15 protein-coding genes and 2 pseudogenes are annotated in these 15,057 nt (G+C 61.2%); 1 reads left to right on the forward strand and 16 read right to left on the reverse strand.

Annotation, left to right across the window (positions count from 1 at the left end; all coding sequences use genetic code 11):
* Positions 1-124: 124 nt before the first annotated feature.
* The 15 genes and pseudogenes from IE126_RS20625 to IE126_RS20690 all read right to left on the reverse strand — a co-directional run bounded on the left by IE126_RS20625 (position 125) and on the right by IE126_RS20690 (position 13,245).
* Positions 125-1,315, reverse strand: coding sequence for a GIY-YIG nuclease family protein (locus IE126_RS20625; protein ID WP_189382046.1), 1,191 nt, complete (start codon positions 1,313-1,315; stop codon positions 125-127).
* Positions 1,308-3,356, reverse strand: coding sequence for a pseudomurein-binding repeat-containing protein (locus IE126_RS20630; protein WP_229825733.1), 2,049 nt, complete (start codon positions 3,354-3,356; stop codon positions 1,308-1,310). The genes IE126_RS20625 and IE126_RS20630 overlap by 8 nt, the downstream gene beginning before the upstream one ends.
* Positions 3,349-4,653 carry a PDDEXK-like family protein gene (locus IE126_RS20635; RefSeq protein ID WP_189382047.1) on the reverse strand — a complete coding sequence of 435 codons (1,305 nt, stop codon included), beginning with the start codon at positions 4,651-4,653 and terminating at the stop codon, positions 3,349-3,351. Before IE126_RS20635 ends, IE126_RS20630 begins: the two co-directional genes overlap by 8 nt.
* Positions 4,650-7,394, reverse strand: a complete 2,745-nt coding sequence (locus IE126_RS20640) for a class I SAM-dependent DNA methyltransferase (RefSeq protein WP_189382048.1) — start codon at positions 7,392-7,394, stop codon at positions 4,650-4,652. Before IE126_RS20640 ends, IE126_RS20635 begins: the two co-directional genes overlap by 4 nt.
* Complete coding sequence (locus tag IE126_RS20645; protein WP_189382049.1) at positions 7,391-7,813, reverse strand: type II toxin-antitoxin system VapC family toxin; 423 nt, start codon at positions 7,811-7,813, stop codon at positions 7,391-7,393. The genes IE126_RS20640 and IE126_RS20645 overlap by 4 nt, the downstream gene beginning before the upstream one ends.
* A gap of 3 nt (positions 7,814-7,816) precedes the next feature.
* Positions 7,817-8,059, reverse strand: a complete 243-nt coding sequence (locus IE126_RS20650) for a FitA-like ribbon-helix-helix domain-containing protein (RefSeq protein ID WP_189382050.1) — start codon at positions 8,057-8,059, stop codon at positions 7,817-7,819.
* Positions 8,060-8,178: 119 nt separating this feature from the next.
* Entirely contained in the window at positions 8,179-8,847 is a 669-nt protein-coding gene (locus IE126_RS20655) for a hypothetical protein (RefSeq protein WP_189382051.1), read from the reverse strand.
* On the reverse strand, positions 8,844-9,497 hold the full coding sequence (locus tag IE126_RS26060; protein ID WP_229825735.1) for a DNA methyltransferase: 654 nt from the start codon (positions 9,495-9,497) through the stop codon (positions 8,844-8,846). Before IE126_RS26060 ends, IE126_RS20655 begins: the two co-directional genes overlap by 4 nt.
* 55 nt (positions 9,498-9,552) lie before the next feature.
* Positions 9,553-10,008 (reverse strand): annotated as a pseudogene (locus IE126_RS26065) (DNA cytosine methyltransferase); the annotation flags it as partial.
* A 5-nt stretch (positions 10,009-10,013) separates the two neighbouring features.
* The gene (locus IE126_RS20665) at positions 10,014-11,039 is read right to left on the reverse strand and encodes a helix-turn-helix domain-containing protein (protein ID WP_189382052.1); all 1,026 of its coding nucleotides are present in this window, start codon (positions 11,037-11,039) and stop codon (positions 10,014-10,016) included.
* The gene (locus IE126_RS20670; protein ID WP_189382053.1) at positions 11,036-11,431 is read right to left on the reverse strand and encodes a VRR-NUC domain-containing protein; all 396 of its coding nucleotides are present in this window, start codon (positions 11,429-11,431) and stop codon (positions 11,036-11,038) included. Before IE126_RS20670 ends, IE126_RS20665 begins: the two co-directional genes overlap by 4 nt.
* On the reverse strand, positions 11,428-11,694 hold the full coding sequence (locus IE126_RS20675) for a hypothetical protein (RefSeq protein WP_229825737.1): 267 nt from the start codon (positions 11,692-11,694) through the stop codon (positions 11,428-11,430). Before IE126_RS20675 ends, IE126_RS20670 begins: the two co-directional genes overlap by 4 nt.
* Positions 11,691-11,939, reverse strand: a complete 249-nt coding sequence (locus tag IE126_RS20680; protein ID WP_036721125.1) for a helix-turn-helix transcriptional regulator — start codon at positions 11,937-11,939, stop codon at positions 11,691-11,693. Before IE126_RS20680 ends, IE126_RS20675 begins: the two co-directional genes overlap by 4 nt.
* A gap of 120 nt (positions 11,940-12,059) precedes the next feature.
* A complete protein-coding gene (locus IE126_RS20685) occupies positions 12,060-12,200 on the reverse strand; it encodes a hypothetical protein (RefSeq protein ID WP_189382054.1) in 141 nt (46 codons plus the stop codon).
* A gap of 43 nt (positions 12,201-12,243) precedes the next feature.
* A complete protein-coding gene (locus tag IE126_RS20690; RefSeq protein WP_189382055.1) occupies positions 12,244-13,245 on the reverse strand; it encodes a helix-turn-helix transcriptional regulator in 1,002 nt (333 codons plus the stop codon).
* A 273-nt stretch (positions 13,246-13,518) separates the two neighbouring features.
* Here IE126_RS20690 and IE126_RS20695 point away from each other — a divergent pair, with 273 nt between their 5' ends.
* Positions 13,519-14,115, forward strand: a complete 597-nt coding sequence (locus IE126_RS20695; RefSeq protein ID WP_189382056.1) for a hypothetical protein — start codon at positions 13,519-13,521, stop codon at positions 14,113-14,115.
* Positions 14,116-14,134: 19 nt separating this feature from the next.
* On the opposite strand, the pseudogene IE126_RS20700 reads toward IE126_RS20695, so the two are convergent.
* A pseudogene (locus tag IE126_RS20700) lies at positions 14,135-14,953 on the reverse strand (tyrosine-type recombinase/integrase); the annotation flags it as partial.
* Between the last annotated feature and the right edge of the window lie 104 nt (positions 14,954-15,057).

The following is a 15,057-nucleotide window of genomic DNA, read 5'->3' on the forward strand; positions in this document are numbered from 1 at the left end:
AAAGATCACCGGGCAGGTGGCTTCCGCCTGGATTCCCCGGCGAAACTGCCTGTCGCTAGCGAAATGCCGCGCTGCGCCCCCCCGCATACGTTCGGGGCCGGGGAGGAACCATGCCGTGGGGGGGTCAGGACGTTAGCTTGATCAGCTGTGCAGACTTCGGATCATAGCGGTAGCCGACTATCGTGCCATCCCTGATCCGGTCCACTGCCTCGTCGATCACGAAAAGTGGCACCATGAACCATTCTTTCGGTACGTAAGGACGGCCAAAGCGATCAATGATCTCCACGTCAAACCTTGCGGGGTCGAAGATCCGGTGGATCAGATTCTCTAGTTTCGACCGGTTGATGTTGAATAGTTCATAGGTGGCAACCACCTCGACATCCGCCAGCAGAAAGGTCGGCTGCAGGTTTGCGCCCGCAATCCGTTGTTTCACGCCGTTACCTGTCACGCCGATCTTGTGAACCAGTTCGCGGTGCGCTGCGACCATCGGGTGATCGGATTTGCTGCGAAGCACATAGATTGTGCCACTGGCAGCGTCTCCTTCCTGTGGCTGATCGGCGAACAGCGGCCCTGCGACAGGATCGTCGATGCGACGACCTGCCTCGTCAGAGGTCAGAGCCTTCTGCAGCGACCGCATCAGCAGATTGCTTTCCGTTCCATTGTCGAAAATCACCCGCAGACGTGCATCGGAATTGCCGTTGGCATTGATCTCGACTTTCCCTTTCTCCGCGACGTAAGCCTTCTGACCGGCGAGGATGAAGAACCTGCCAGGCTCGATTTCTGATTTTCGTTCGAACCTGCGCGCAGTCCGGACGCCCTGATCCAGATCGCGCTGAACCTGCTCAAACAATGGCTTGAAGGTGGCGAAGTCTGCGCACCGTTCACGGTTGGCGATTTCCTCTGCCGCACGCTTTTCGGCGCTCGGCCGAACATGGCGCAGATCCGTGATCTCCGACAATTCATCATCAACGCCCAGCGCTGCCAGCAAGGCATCATCGTCCAGTTCGCCTGCTTCGTCCTCTGACGCGACAGCATGACCGGTCAACAGGCCTTGATGATCGAAGGGGACAACGAGATCGCGGCATTCAGGCAACTGGGCAATCCGGTCAAGACGAACGGCATAGATCCGTTCAAAAATGTCTCGCCCCTCCCCATGTCGCGGGGCATGACCATGTTCTTCCACAAATCGCTGGATGTCCTCGAAGCCTGCGATGATCCGTTCCTGCTGAGGCGTGCGCGATCCGACCCGCTTGGCCTCGACCTCAATGCCAAGTTCCGCCAGGAGTGCATCGTCGTCGTCAGTAAAATCAGCCATTTGCAGCTTCAGCTTTCATACGGGCAAGGAATGCGACGCCTTCTGCCATACGCTTTTCCCAGGCGTCCATCGAGGTAATTGACGGCAGACGTCCACGCTCCTGCTTGAATTTCAAAGCCCTTTTGGCAAGGTCTCGCGCCTCTTCTGGCGTCAGGTTCACCTTCTTTGCGGAAATTACCGCCGCCACACGCTTGAGGCTTTCTTCGCTCATCGTCTTGGCAAGGATCGCGTACGCTTCGCCAAATGGGTTGATCCGGTCGATCAAGTCGATGTCCAAATCCCGGACATTCATGAACTTCCTGACACCGTCAATGAGGGCAGTGTTGCCCGTCCGCTCCGGGTCATTGCCGGAAAGGGCTAGCTCTTTGGCCTTCTGCGTCAGGTTCAGGGCGGCAACGGCATGCTGCCGAACCGCCTCCTGGTCGTGATCGTCCAGCTGCGGGTACCTGTCCTTGACGATCTTGCCCATGCGAACTTGCGTCAGCTCTTCCGGCACCATTTCGGAATCGAACAGTCCGCGCTCGATGGTGGTCTTGTCCTGGACAAAGGCAGTGATCACCTCGTTCAGATCCTGCGTGCAGACGCGCTGCGCGAACTCGCTTTTCGGTTCGGCCAAGCCCTTGATCTCGATCTGGAACTTGCCGCTGGTCGGATTGAACCCGACATTGCATTTCGTCGGATCATATCCCGCTTCGCCATAGTCGAAGCCTGGCTCGGCCGTGCTGGCCACCGTCTTGGGCTTGAATTCAAAGCGCGGCGCCAGAACCTGTTCCATCAGAAGGCTGGCGGCGATTGCCTTGAGTGTGTCGTTCACTGCCTCGGTCACCGCCCCTTCCGATGCATCGGGTTCGGCAATCAGGTTGGTGAAGCGCGCCGTCACCTTGCCCGGCGCGTCGCGGGTGGCTCGGCCGATGATCTGCACCACCTCGGTCAGGCTGGCCCGATAACCAACAGTCAGCGCATGTTCGCACCAGATCCAGTCGAACCCTTCTTTCGCCATGCCCAGCGCGATGATGATGTCCACGTGATCGCGGTTCATCTTCTGGGCGGGATCCTTCAACGCCGCCGACACACGGTCGCGCCGAGGGCCCTCATCATCGACCAGGTCGGCGATGCGCAGCACCCGGCCGTCTGACACCTTGACCAACTGGAAACCGGTCACTGGATCGGTGCCCTGCCAATCACCAAGAGCGTCAAGGATGTGTTCCACCTCGCGATGCTTGTCCTTGGTGCTTTCCCGGGCGTTCACGTTCGGGATGTGCAGGATGGTCTTCTGGGCCGGATCCAGCACGCGCAGGATGTCGTCCACATACGGGCCGTTATAGAAGAAATAACCGATGTCGAGGTTTTTCAGGTGCTCATAGCCGTTCAGCTGCTCGTAGTAGGTATAGGTCACTGTCTCGAACTTGGCCTCGTCGGTCGGCATCAGCACTGCTTCGGCGTCGCCCCGGAAATAGCTGCCGGTCATGGCGACGATATGGGCCTTGTCCCGCGCCATGAATGATCCGAGGTGCCCACCCAGTTTGTTGTCGGGGTTGGCGCTGACATGGTGGAATTCGTCTATGGCGATCAGGCGGTCGTCAAAGGCCTCGACCCCAAACCGTTCCACGGCGAAGCGGAAAGTGGCATGGGTGCAGACCAACACGCGGTCACTGCTTTCCAGAAACGCACCGACCGAGTTCACCTTGCCGCCATCCGTGCCGGGCGAGTTGCAAAGGTTCCACCGCGGCTCAACCTTCCAATCCGCCCAAAAACCGAACTTCGACAGTGGCTCATCGGCAAAGCTGGACCCGATGGATTTTTCTGGCACGACGATGATCGCCTGCCGGAGGCCCTGGTTGTGCAGCTTGTCCAGCGCGATGAACATCAACGCCCGGCTTTTGCCGCTGGCCGGGGGCGACTTGATCAGCAGATACTGTTCTCCGCGCTTTTCATAGGCGCGTTCCTGCATGACGCGCATGCCGAGTTCGTTGGCCTTCGTTGAGCTGCCGTTGCGGGCATAGGTGACGGAAACGGAGGGGACTGTCATCGGCTCATTCATCGCCTTCCTCCGCATATTGTGTGAACTCGCCGAAAACCGGGGCCACCGCGTCAAAGCACGGTTGGAACTTCTTCAAAAGCCCCTGGATCGCCCGGCTGATCTCTTCAATATCCTGAACGTCCTTGATGGCGATGATGTTATCTTTCAGGAACTTAGAGTATTTCTTGCCTTCATTCGCTGCAGTTTTCTGAAAGCGGATATCAGCGATTCCTGCTTTGGTTCCAGCAGCTTGGATTGCCTGTACCAGTTTCTTACGGCCATCGACGTCGCTAAGTGGCCCAACTTCCGCAAACAACCGAACAGTGCCTTCTGCTCCCTTATCACTCTGGAAAATCTGCATCCAGCAAATCACCGGAAAGCCGAACCACCAATTCTCGCACCCCGGCCAAGTGTAGCCATCTTCGCCTAAAGATTTAAACCAGCTCAGTGGCAGGAAACTGAACTGCTCTCCATTGCTGCCCAAACTTACAAGGCTGTGCTTGCCGGATTTGACAATTTCACCATCACCCCAAGTATCGCCAAAGACTTCATCACGTGCGAGCGTGAAGTTTGTGGAAGAGCCATGATCCCAAATGAAATCCAAAACCTTCCTGTGCTGACGGTACAGCGCGCGAGCGAGTTGCTCCATCTCGTCTCGTTCTTCGCTCATGCCCGTCGCCTCCTTTATAATTTCAATGTAGTGGTCCAGGAAAATTTGGACGTTTTGGCCTAAGGATTGCCCCTCAGCCGCCATCACGCGAGGCAGAAGTTCGCAGACAGCGTCGTAGCCAATTGATGCATAGCTGGTGTCTTCGGGGTCTTCATCATGCAGGGTCAGGAATATCCCTTTGACCTCCAATTGGCCTTCTTCGGGCTCAAATGCCGACCGAACCTTTTGCATGTATTTTGCCAGCTGACCGTTATGCTGGGCCGAATGGAACTTGTTCTCGATGATGAACGCCCAGTTGTTGCGGCGTGACAGCAGGAAAAGGTCGATATGCTGCCACTCGCGCCGCACCTCGATATCGCGCAGGTCTGCCTGGACAATATCAAGCGCTGTCGGACGGCCCTTGGCGCTCTCGCCCTTGAGGGCTTCGGAAAGGAAAGCCTTAAGGAAACGGTCACCAAGGCCGTGTGTTTCCAGCGGATCGAGGAGCCAGCCAAGGATGTTCGAATGCCGAACTTCCATTCCTTCCATCCGCATTACGCGTATGGGGTTGAAACGGCTTAGGTAGGCATCAAGGCGATCCAGCTTGGAGTTGTTGATGAAGAGGCTTTCAAGGTCGGCATGACTTGGCTGCCAAGCAATATCGGTCATGCGCGGGCCTTTGGTTTGGTGGTCATCTTCGTATACATCTCGAACAGCTTTTCCAGCCGTTCGGTGTCGTTCTTGAAGCGGCGGCCGATGTAGATGCGTTCGAGGACCTCGTCGTTGCTGTCGTGGGCTTGCCTCAGGTTTTCGGGCATCTTTTCGGGGTCGTAGAGGTCGGCGATGGTGGCGGGGAAATGCGCCTCGCGGGCGAGGAGGATTTCTTCGGCGCAGGCGGTCAGGTCAGCCTTGTTTTTTTCGGTCAGGGTGGGGACCGGGAAGGTGTTCCAGCCGAGGGTGTTGGAATAGCTGAAATCCGTCCGCATCCGCACGCAGACGGTGCCGATCCAGACCCAGTGTAGGCGGGAGGCGATCAGCGCCATGTTCCAGAGTGGGGCGTCGTAGAGGGCGAATAGCTTGTTTGAAGCAATCGCGCGCTCATCTTGGTAGTCGCAAGGCAAGTAGTCGCGGTTCTCTGAACTAACTCCGGGTACCAGAATTTGAGTGCTTTTCGCCACTCCACCAATCTGGACAAAACGATGCGGTTTCGCAGCAAAGTCCTTTGTTGATTGCGCCGGTGATTCTAGGCGATTTGCCGCTACTCGCTTGAACCGCTCGGTGAGAAAATCACTTTTCTTGGCACGTTCAACATCACCATCAGATACCCATAGGCAATAGCGTTGCTTCCCGTGGATCAACTCCTCCGACCCAACGAAGCGGCGGACGACATGTCCAGTTTCGGCATCTTGTCGTAACATTTCCGCTTCATCGGAACTTAGAAATAGATGCCCGCCGTCTCTCGGCATGTTACCGAAGAGCATTTTGGCTTGTTCGCCAATCGGTGCGTCAGCTTTTGCGACAACTTCAAGTCGGTCGGGGACGAGATACGGCCCGATGGCGGAACACTCCCGAACTAAGTCATCACCAAATAGCCTTTTTGCCCTTTGCGATTTTCGACTCAAGCCGATAATTATCACAGTTACACCAGCGTTCTGACTGGCGAGATTGCTCCATTTGAATGCTAAGTGTGCGAAGCTAATCTCAACATCACTTGTAAAGGCAACCGGCCAGATATCTGATGCCTGTTGACCTTGACAGATGCTGTTAGTGGTCACGAAAGCGCCAACGGCATTCGGCACAGTTTGCACATAGTCAAGAAACTTGGCGATCCAGCCAGCAACAAAATCCGTTGTCTTTGCAAGCTTTGGGAACTTTACCCACGCCCTTGCCAAGTCCTCTTTTTGTTCAGGGGTTTGCCATTTGCTCCCCTTATACGGCGGGTTCCCGCAAATATACGTCTCCCCACCCTCATTCTCGAAATCGATCTGCGCCTGATCCAATGGTGTGTGGAACAGATCCTCAGCCTGAAACCGCACCCCGGTCCCCGTCGGCGGGCAGATCGACAGCCAGTCCAGCCGCAGAGCGTTGCCCTGGGTGATCCAGTTCTGCGCGTTCAGCGGCAAGAACTCGGCCCGCGCCTGCACCTCACCGCGATAGGTCACGTCGCACTGGAACTCGGCGATGATTAGCGCCAGACGGGCGATCTCGGCGGCGAAATCGCGCAGCTCGATGCCGCGGAAGTTGGTCTTGGGGATGGCGGTCTTGGCGTCAGCCTCGCCCCGGCGCTGGTTGATCACCGCCTCGATCGCGCGCATTTCTTTGTAGGCGATGACAAGGAAGTTGCCCGATCCGCAGGCGGGGTCGAACACCCTGATCTTGGCCATCCGGTTGCGCAGGTTCAGTAGTTTGCGGGGGTTGTCGCCCGCCTCCTCCAGCTGCGCGCGCAGGTCATCGAGGAACAGCGGGTTCAGCACCTTCAGGATATTCGGCACCGAGGTGTAGTGCATGCCAAGCGCGGACCGCTCACCCTCATCCGCGACGGCCTGGATCATGCTGCCGAAGATGTCGGGGTTGATCTTGGTCCAGTCGAGGCTGCCGATGTGCAGAAGGTAGCTGCGCGCGATCTTAGAAAAGCGCGGAACGTCGGTGTCGCCCGAGAAGAGGCCGCCGTTTACATAGGGGAAGGCGTTGGCCCAGTTGCGCAGGTCGGCCGTGGGGCGGGCGGGCAGCGCGGTGTTCATCGCGCGGAAGATTTCGCTGATGACCCAGTGGGTGTTGGTGCTGGCCGGGTCGCTGAACTGGCTGACGGTGGTGGTGAACAGGGTGCCGCCGTTGAAGATGCCGGTGTCTTCGGCGAAGAAGCAGAAGATCAGCCGGGCCATGAAGTGGTTCATGTCATGGCGGCGCGCCTCGGTTCCCCATTCGGGGTTGTCCTTGAGCAGTTCGACATAAAGTCGGTTCAGGCGGCCAGTCGCCTTGATGTCAAAAGCGCTTTCGCGGATCTGTTTGACGGTGGTGATGCCCGCGAGCGGCAGGAAAAAGCCGAAATGGTCATGGAAATCGGGATAGGCGCAGGCAACCGGTGGGTCGTCAGAGGTGAGGTCTTCGGCCTCTAGCGTCTCGCCATCGGTGGCCAGGATGAAGCGGGCCTTGCCCTTCGCCGTGGCCGGACTGGCGCGAAGGGCGGCGATGGTGGTCGAGGTTTGCCCGGGCGCGCAGGTCGCAATGTGGATATTGTTGGTCTGAAGCACGCCACCCAGATCTGACTTGTTCGACACGCCGGTGCGCAGGCGCTTGAGGGTGGTGTCCTTGTTCCCGAAGGCTTCAAGGAACTGGAAGGGGAATTCCTGCCGGTCGAAGGGTTTTTCGGCCAGTTCGGAAATGGCCTGTTCAATTTCGACGGCGTTCATTGGTCGTTCCAGGGGTTAATCACGCGAACGCCGCAGCCATCAAAATCCTTGACGTTGCGGGTGGCAATGGGGGCATCTGTGGCGCGGGCGGTGGCTGCGATCTGGCAGTCGGCTTCAGCGATGGGGCGGCCTACAGCGCGGCGCTGGGCCGCAATCTCGGCGTAGGCTTTGGCAGCAAGGCTGTCGAAGGGCAGGACCCGTGACTGGAAATCCTGATCGATCATCGCATCGATGGCCAGTTGCAGCCGGTCGCGGCGCTGACCATCCGGCAGGATCGCGACGCCGGTGCGCAGTTCTGCCTCGGTGACTGCCGAGATGAACAGATCGCCTGCGTCATGGTTGCCAAACCAGTCCAGCACGATCTGGGCTGGTTCGGAGCGCATCAATTCGGAGATTACGTTGGTGTCGAGGAGGATCATTGATCACTCGAAGTCCGGTATTGTCCGCATCGGGCTGCGCTTTGTCGGCGGCAGATCAATGCCGCCCACAGCCACGAACCGGGCATGGATGGCCTGGCCGAGGTTTTTCGGAGCGCTGGGCTGGCCGACAACCTGCCGCAGAATGTCGCGCGCCTCTTCCTCCATCGAGCGGCCATGTTCAGCAGCGCGCACACGCAGGCGGCGCTTTACATCGTCGTCGAGATTGCGAATCGTGATGCTCGCCATGGTGCCCTCCAGTTGCAGGGCCAAAGATAGGCAGTGATAGCATTGCAATCAAGCCAAAGCTGCGCTGTAGACCGGAACAGATTTGACCGATCTGCAAGAGTATCACATTGGAAAGGCGGCTATTTGCGCGATGAAGCCAGCCAAGGCCGCACTTTTGGCATTGCCGCTGTCACCTCCACTTCAAGCAGCATCCCGCCCGCAATCAATCCATCTCGGACCCAATCCAGCGCCAGCCACCAATCCGCATAGCCACGCCGCGCGGACGCGATCTGTTCGGGATGCGGCCGCCAGGTGACCGGGCAGGCTAGCAACTCCACCGTGCGCCACTTGCCGCGCGTTTTCACACGCTCGGTGCCGACGACGATGGTCGTCGCCCGCTCGCCATGCTGGTTGTTCTTGATTTCCAGCGGGACACAGCGCGGGACGACGCCCGGTATCCAGTCCGGGGTCAGACCGGCGCGCGCCAGTTCGGCCACCTGGATAGCCATGCGAATGCCGCCGAGGCTGTGGGGCATGCCTGCGACGGTGGCGGCGATCACCTCGGCGTCGGGGTGGGTGTATCTGCCCATCTTGTGCTGTCCGCCGTCGACCTTGCAGCCAAGCATGGCGCGTTGCAGCAGGACGTATTCGAGGCCGAAGCCGAAGCCTTCCTCGCTCACGTCCTTTGGCCGTGGCAGTTCCAGTTGCGCATGTTCCACGCGGAATGCCCATTCCAGCGCAGCCTGGACGCCCAGCGTGCGCTTGACCTTCGTGCCGCCCGTGCGGCCGATCTGTCGTTGAATGCTCACGGCTGCATCCCCTCAAACAGGGACATCTGCGCCGGGCGCTGGGCTTGGTTTGACGGCCGCCAGATCCACGGGCCCGAGGCCATGGGCAGCAGCGAGAGAGCGCCACGCATGTGCCGCTGCCAGAGGGTGAACTCCGTTGCCGAGCAGGCGCAAAGCGCGTGCCCGATGGGCCAACCCATCAGCCATCCGACGAAGAGCGGGTTCAGCCGCCGCCGCGATCGGCCCCTCAGGATCCGCCGCGAGACGACGCGCCCATGCGAGGCAATCATCGAAGCCCAAAGCGGGCGCGAGATCGGGGCGTGATGCGAGGACCACCGCCCATCCGGCGTGATCGCCGGGGCCGGGCGGGTGAAGCCCTGCTCTGCCCGGTAGTGCAGGATATCCATCCGGGATTTGCCGTCTGCCCGATTTACGCTGGCTTCGCTGGATCCCTTCCAATTCTGCGCGGCCGGGGTCGGCCATTGTGCCGCCTGCGCTGGCAGAGGCGGCATCCCGCCCGAGCCATAGCTCTGGCCCGGACCTCCCTTCGCACCGTCCGTCGCTTTCGGCGTCGACCAGTTGGTGATGCCCAGCGCCAGTGCTTCCGCCTTGCGGGTGAAGTCGCTGTTCCCCGCCGGGTTGTAGCGATCTGTGCCGGGATGCAGGCTCATCGGTGTGGGCCAGGATGAAGATCCGGAGACGCTGGTGCGGCGCGCCGACTTCTGCCGCGCTGAACAGACCCGCCGCAGGCGTGTAGCCCAATCCCCAAAGCTCTCGCAGGACGGTTTCAAGACCGAGGGTGACGTGACCGGGTACGTTTTCGAGGAACACCCACTCGGGGCGGCAATCGGCGATGACACGGGCGACGTCGGGCCAGAGGTGCCGGGGATCATTGGCACCGGCGCGCTTTCCCGCTGCGCTGAAGGGCTGGCAGGGATATCCGGCGAGGACGATGTCGAAGGCACCGCGAAAGGGGCGGGCATCGAAGGTTCGAAGGTCGGTCCAGATCGGGGCTGGGGCGAAATACCCTGCGCGCTGGGCAGCGATGAGGACGGCTCGGGGCCAGTCCTCCCACTCGACAAAGGCGCGGGTATGATAGCTGGGTTCGGCCAGCATGAGGCCCAGATCCAAGCCTCCGCCGCCTGAGCAGAGGGACAATCCGTGCCGGGGACGTGACACCATGCCATTCACCGAACCCCTCGCAGCCGTAGGCGTTCGGGCGTGACGAGGCCGCGCACCAGCATCAGATCGCGAATGCTGTTGTTGATCGCGCTGACTGGCAGGTAACCGTCGGCGTTGACCATCTTGGCGTAGAACGCCGCCTTTTCGTCGTCGCTGAGCCGGGGAGGGTCTTCGCGCTTGCGCCGCCGTTTAGCCTTCTGGCCTTTGGCGGTTGCGATGGCCGTCTGCGCGTCGCGCTGGGCGGCACGTTCCATGAACCGGTCCAGCGCTTTGGGGCCATCGGGCGGGTTCGGATGATCAGCGCGGGTCTCAAGGGCGACCTCGATGATCCGCTTCCGCGACAGACCGAGATCGTCGATCCAGCGGCGAACATGGGTGCGGGCTGGCCAGCCCTGCCACCAGGCGGGCAGGCTAGCGTTGGCAGCAAAGCCCAGCGCTGTGAGCAGTTCTGCGAAGAACCGATCAAAATCGGCCTCGCGCGCTTGCGCGTCCTCCTCCTGCTTTACTGGTTTACTTAGTGGTTCTCTTACAAGGTTAGTGTCCGGATTCCGGACACGGCTTTCGGCATTTTCCGGACACGGGTCAGGGCAAAATCCGGACACGGGTTCCTGCAGATTGCCGTGTGCGATTTCCGGACACGGCTCGGCCGGGTTGGCAATGCCCGCGGTGATTTCACGTGCAGTTTCAGCATCATGGCCGGTGGGCAAAAAGCCGTGTCCGGTTTCCGGACATGGCTCGGGATCATGTGGTGCAAAGCCCTCCTCGAACCCCAAGATGTAGCGTGTCGGCAGTTGTCGTTTGGTAACGGGATCGATGCGCGGCACCCGCCGCAGCAGGTGTTCCGCCTCCAACCGGTCGAGATGTTCGTTCAGGGTGGACCGGCTGATTTCGCAATCATGGGCCAGCCGATCCTGCGAAGGGAAGCAGCCGAAGTCGGGATTGAAGCGGTCGCACAGGTGCCAGAGCACGATCTTGGTCGTCGGCTTCAACCCGCGCCGCTGGATGGCCCAGTTGGTGGCGTCATGGCTCATGGCGCGGCCCGCCGCACTGGCAACTGCGCGCGGCTGGTGAAACCGTTGTCGGCCAGCGCGCCCAGCGCATCGTCGACAGACCTGACCAACGCCCAGCCAAACCCCTGCGCACAGACGGAGTCGCGGAAGACCTCCTGCGATTTGCGCAATCGGCCGGTTTCGCTTTTGACCTCAAGAAACAGCACGCGACCACCGGAGATCACGATCAGATCTGCGAAGCCCGCATGGACGCCCATGCCGACAAGGATTGATTGCCGTTTTGCGCCGCGGGGCCCAGCCTCGGTCACCTCGTTGACGCAGTGATGGACGATGGTGTCGCGGGGCAGGGCGAAGCGCAGCGCCTGCACGATTGCGCGCTGAGCATCGGCCTCGGGTGTGCTGCGCCGGTTCATGCCGCACCACCTTTCGGCAAAGCGGCCGCCGCGATGGCATGCAAGGGGCGCCGGTCCAGCAGGCGCAGCAGTTCGATGGCATCACCGCATTCGCGTGCATCGTCGGTCTGGCCGACAACGACGCGTGCCGCGAGGATGACCAAGGATTCCGGGTGCTGCGTGGTGTCGGCCAAGACGCCGCGGGCCTCGGTCAGGCGGTCGTGCATCCAGTCGCCGGTGGCCGACGATGGGACAACGGGCGGGTGGGACAGGAGCTGGTTCATTTCCGCCCCCGCCGTGTCCGGGCCGGGCGGGTTTGTTCCTGCGCGCTGATCCAGTCCTGGACCGAGGTGCGCCGGTAGAGCACCTTGCGGCCGATCCTCGTGCAGGGCGGGCCGAGCTGGCGGGCCTCCCAGCGGGCGAGGGTGTCGCATGCAAGGCCGAGTTCACCGGCCAGCTGCTCGCGGCTGATCCAGTCAGCCAGCAGGTTGAGGGGTTGGTCCTGCGGGGCAGGGGCTGTGGTCTGCATTTGGGTCTCCCATCCAGATCCCGGCAGCGGCCGGAAACGGTGCGAGGGAAGCAGACGGCAAGGACCGGAACCTAGGCAGAGACCGGAATTGGGACACGGCTGGCAATTCCGGTCCTTGTTTCATTGGGATTTGAGCGCAAAATCGGAATGCGAATCGGAAAGGCCGCCCAGCGCCATTCCGCCATTTCCGGTTGCCAACACCAGATCGATCCCGCTGCTCCATGCAGGAAGCGATGCAGTTCGGATTTCAACGGCGATCATTGCGCTACACCGGGCGGCGCGGGACAGGACGCGCGTGCCGGTGTCAGGGCAGTGAAGGGAAATCGCTGCGACGGTGGGCCTCGACGAGGATGCGCAGTTCCGGCGGGGCGATCACATCGACCACATCACCCCATTGATAGAGGTGCCAGGCCATCTCCAGCCAGCCCCCGGCGGTGAACCGAACGGTCAGGCTGCCGTCGGCCTCGTCCTGAACCTGCTGATCGGGGTGAAAGACGAAGGTCCGTGCGACATCGGCGGCTGCGGGGGCAAACCGCCACTCCACCGGTCCGTACTCATCGTCGGAATGGAACGACCCGAAGGCCTGGGCGGCGTGCCTGCCAAGATCAAAGCCGGGATCCCGCACGAAGGAGTCCTGCAGAAGGCCGGCGCGGCTGATCCGGTCCAGCCGGAAATGCCGATACTTGCCGCCGTTGTCGATCTCGCGGGCGATCAGATAGCCGCGCATCCCGAAGAGAACGCCGTAGGGCTCGACCGCCCGCGACCGTGGCGCGGCATCCTGTGCACCGGCATAGTCGATCTGCATCGTGAACGGGCCCTTCAGTGCGTTGTCGATCGCGCCAAGGACAAGCGCTGAATATTGCGCGCGGGGGCCAGGACGGCAGGCATGACCTCGGGCCTCCAGCACAGCCTCGGCATCCACCTCGGCGCGCCGGGCGAAGGTCGGTGGCATCGTCCCGAGGAGGCGGTTGCGCAACGAGGTCAATGCCGTGACCTCCGTGGTCGCGCCATCGCGTTCGGCACGCCGGATGCCCATTTCCAGCGCCGACAATTCGCTGTCGCGAATGCCCTGCATGTGCAGCAAACGGCTGTCGCGCAGTTGCCACCATTTGCGCCGTTCCTTGTCGGTGTGGGTCTGCACCATCGGAAACGCCTCTTCCAGCGCGCGGGACATGCGCTGCGCGGTGCGCAGGGTCACGCCGAAGGTGTCCACGATCTGTACCAAGCTGATGCCACCTGGCCGGGCGGCCGCCTCTTCAGCCAGACGCATGATGTCGAGGGCCTTGCCCAGACGCTTGTTATCCATCTTTAATCCCTGACCGAACCTGACAGGGACGTTAACGACAATTCGCTTCAAAAGCGATTGGCTGGCTCTGGTCAGCTCAAGCCGATTCCACCTGTGCGTGTTTCCGATCATCGGGGTGCTTTTCACCCGGATCTCCAGACATGGCTGTTTGAAGACCCTTGAGGCGTGTTCCTGAACAGCGGGCCTGCTGGCAAGCGGCTGTTCGGGAACGCGATCCCTGCCATGCCCGGTGCTGACCCGGGTGTCGCTGAATGAAGTAAGGACGCACGACCCATGAGCCTGCCGCCGAGAGCCTTCTATTCCTTGAATGAGACGTCCGCCCGTTGGGGTTGTGCCGCTGCCGACCTGGCTGGGTGGGCCGCAACCGACCATCTGACGCTGGTCACCAGCATCGCCTCGGTGATCTGCGGCAAGCAGCCGGTGGCCGGGATCGTGGTTGTCTGCGCCGCCGACATGATGCGGATGTTCCGCCGTCATGGCCCGAGCGATGAGGAATGCCGGATCTACCGCATCCGGCCGCAGGGCAGCGCGGAGTGGCAGTACATCACGGAACCGACCGATGGCGTGGTGATCAATATCACCGATCTGATGCTGTTGGCCGAGGAGGTGCAGAAGTTCGAGGACGAGCGCGATCTATTGCGACGCCCCGCCGGGTCAGCCGGATCCGCGCCGCGCTATGATTGGGAGGGCATGACCATCATGCTGTTTCGACGGGTCAACGAGCAGGGCGTGCCCGCGACGCAGGCCGAACTGATCGCCGAGGTGCAGGATTGGTTTGCCCAGAACTCGCCCAACGGTGAAATCCCCGAGGAAAGCACGACGCGCAAGAAGGTAGCGCCGATCTGGCGGGCGCTGCGCGAACGGGAGTGATCGACGCCGATCCTGCCGTTCAGGCGCTTTTCTGGTCCTGATCGGCATCATGCACCAACTGCGGGCGGGGCCGGAAGATGCTGGCGACGGCATTGACCCCGTCGCGCAACGGCGAGTCCATCAGGTGGGCATAGCGCTGGGTCGTCTGCATCTGTGTGTGGCCCAGCAACTTGCCGATCATCTCCAGCGAGGCCCCGCCGCTGACCAGCAGGGATGCAAAGGTGTGGCGCAGGTCATGGATCCGGACATCGGGCAGCTTGGCCTCGGTCTGGATCCCGATCCAGAACCGGCGGATTTCTTTGACCGGCTGCCCGGGCGTGTCGCCGGGGAACAGCCAAGGATTGCCGCGCGGCACCAGCAGGGCGCGCTGGCGCACGATGGCGGCCACATCGCCCGAGATCGGGATGCGATGGATTTTGCGCTGCTTGGTGGTCGCCGCCGGTTTTGACCAGCTGCCAAGGTCGAGGTTGAACTGTTCGAACCGCGCCTGACGCACCTCGCCCGACCGCGCGCCTGTCAGCATGCAGAGCCGGATGATCCCGGCGGCCCGCTGATCCTTGGCGGCATCCAGCGCCTTGGCCAGCCGCCCGATTTCTTCCGGCGTCAGGAACCGCTCGCGTTCGTTCTCGATCCGGCGGCGGAACCCACTGGCGGGGTTGTCGGTGCGCATGCCCCAGCCGATGGCCAGCGTGAACATCTTGCGCAGCACCTCACCCACACGGTTGGCGCGCACCGGCGTCGGCTTCGGCCCCTGCAGTTTGCGCGCTCGGTTGTTCGGTTTGGCTTTCGAGGGTCGGGCCCGGCCAGCGGCGATCTTGGTCAGCAGCTTTTCGACATCTTGTTGATTTCCACTGAGAAGTGACCCGGGTTTTCCATCGAGATTTGACCCACCTCTGATTATGGATTTCGGTTCAGTTTTGGGTCAAGGGCGGGTTTCACTCC

The sequence above is a fragment of the Gemmobacter nanjingensis genome, from assembly GCF_014652195.1.
GTDB lineage: Bacteria > Pseudomonadota > Alphaproteobacteria > Rhodobacterales > Rhodobacteraceae > Gemmobacter > Gemmobacter caeni.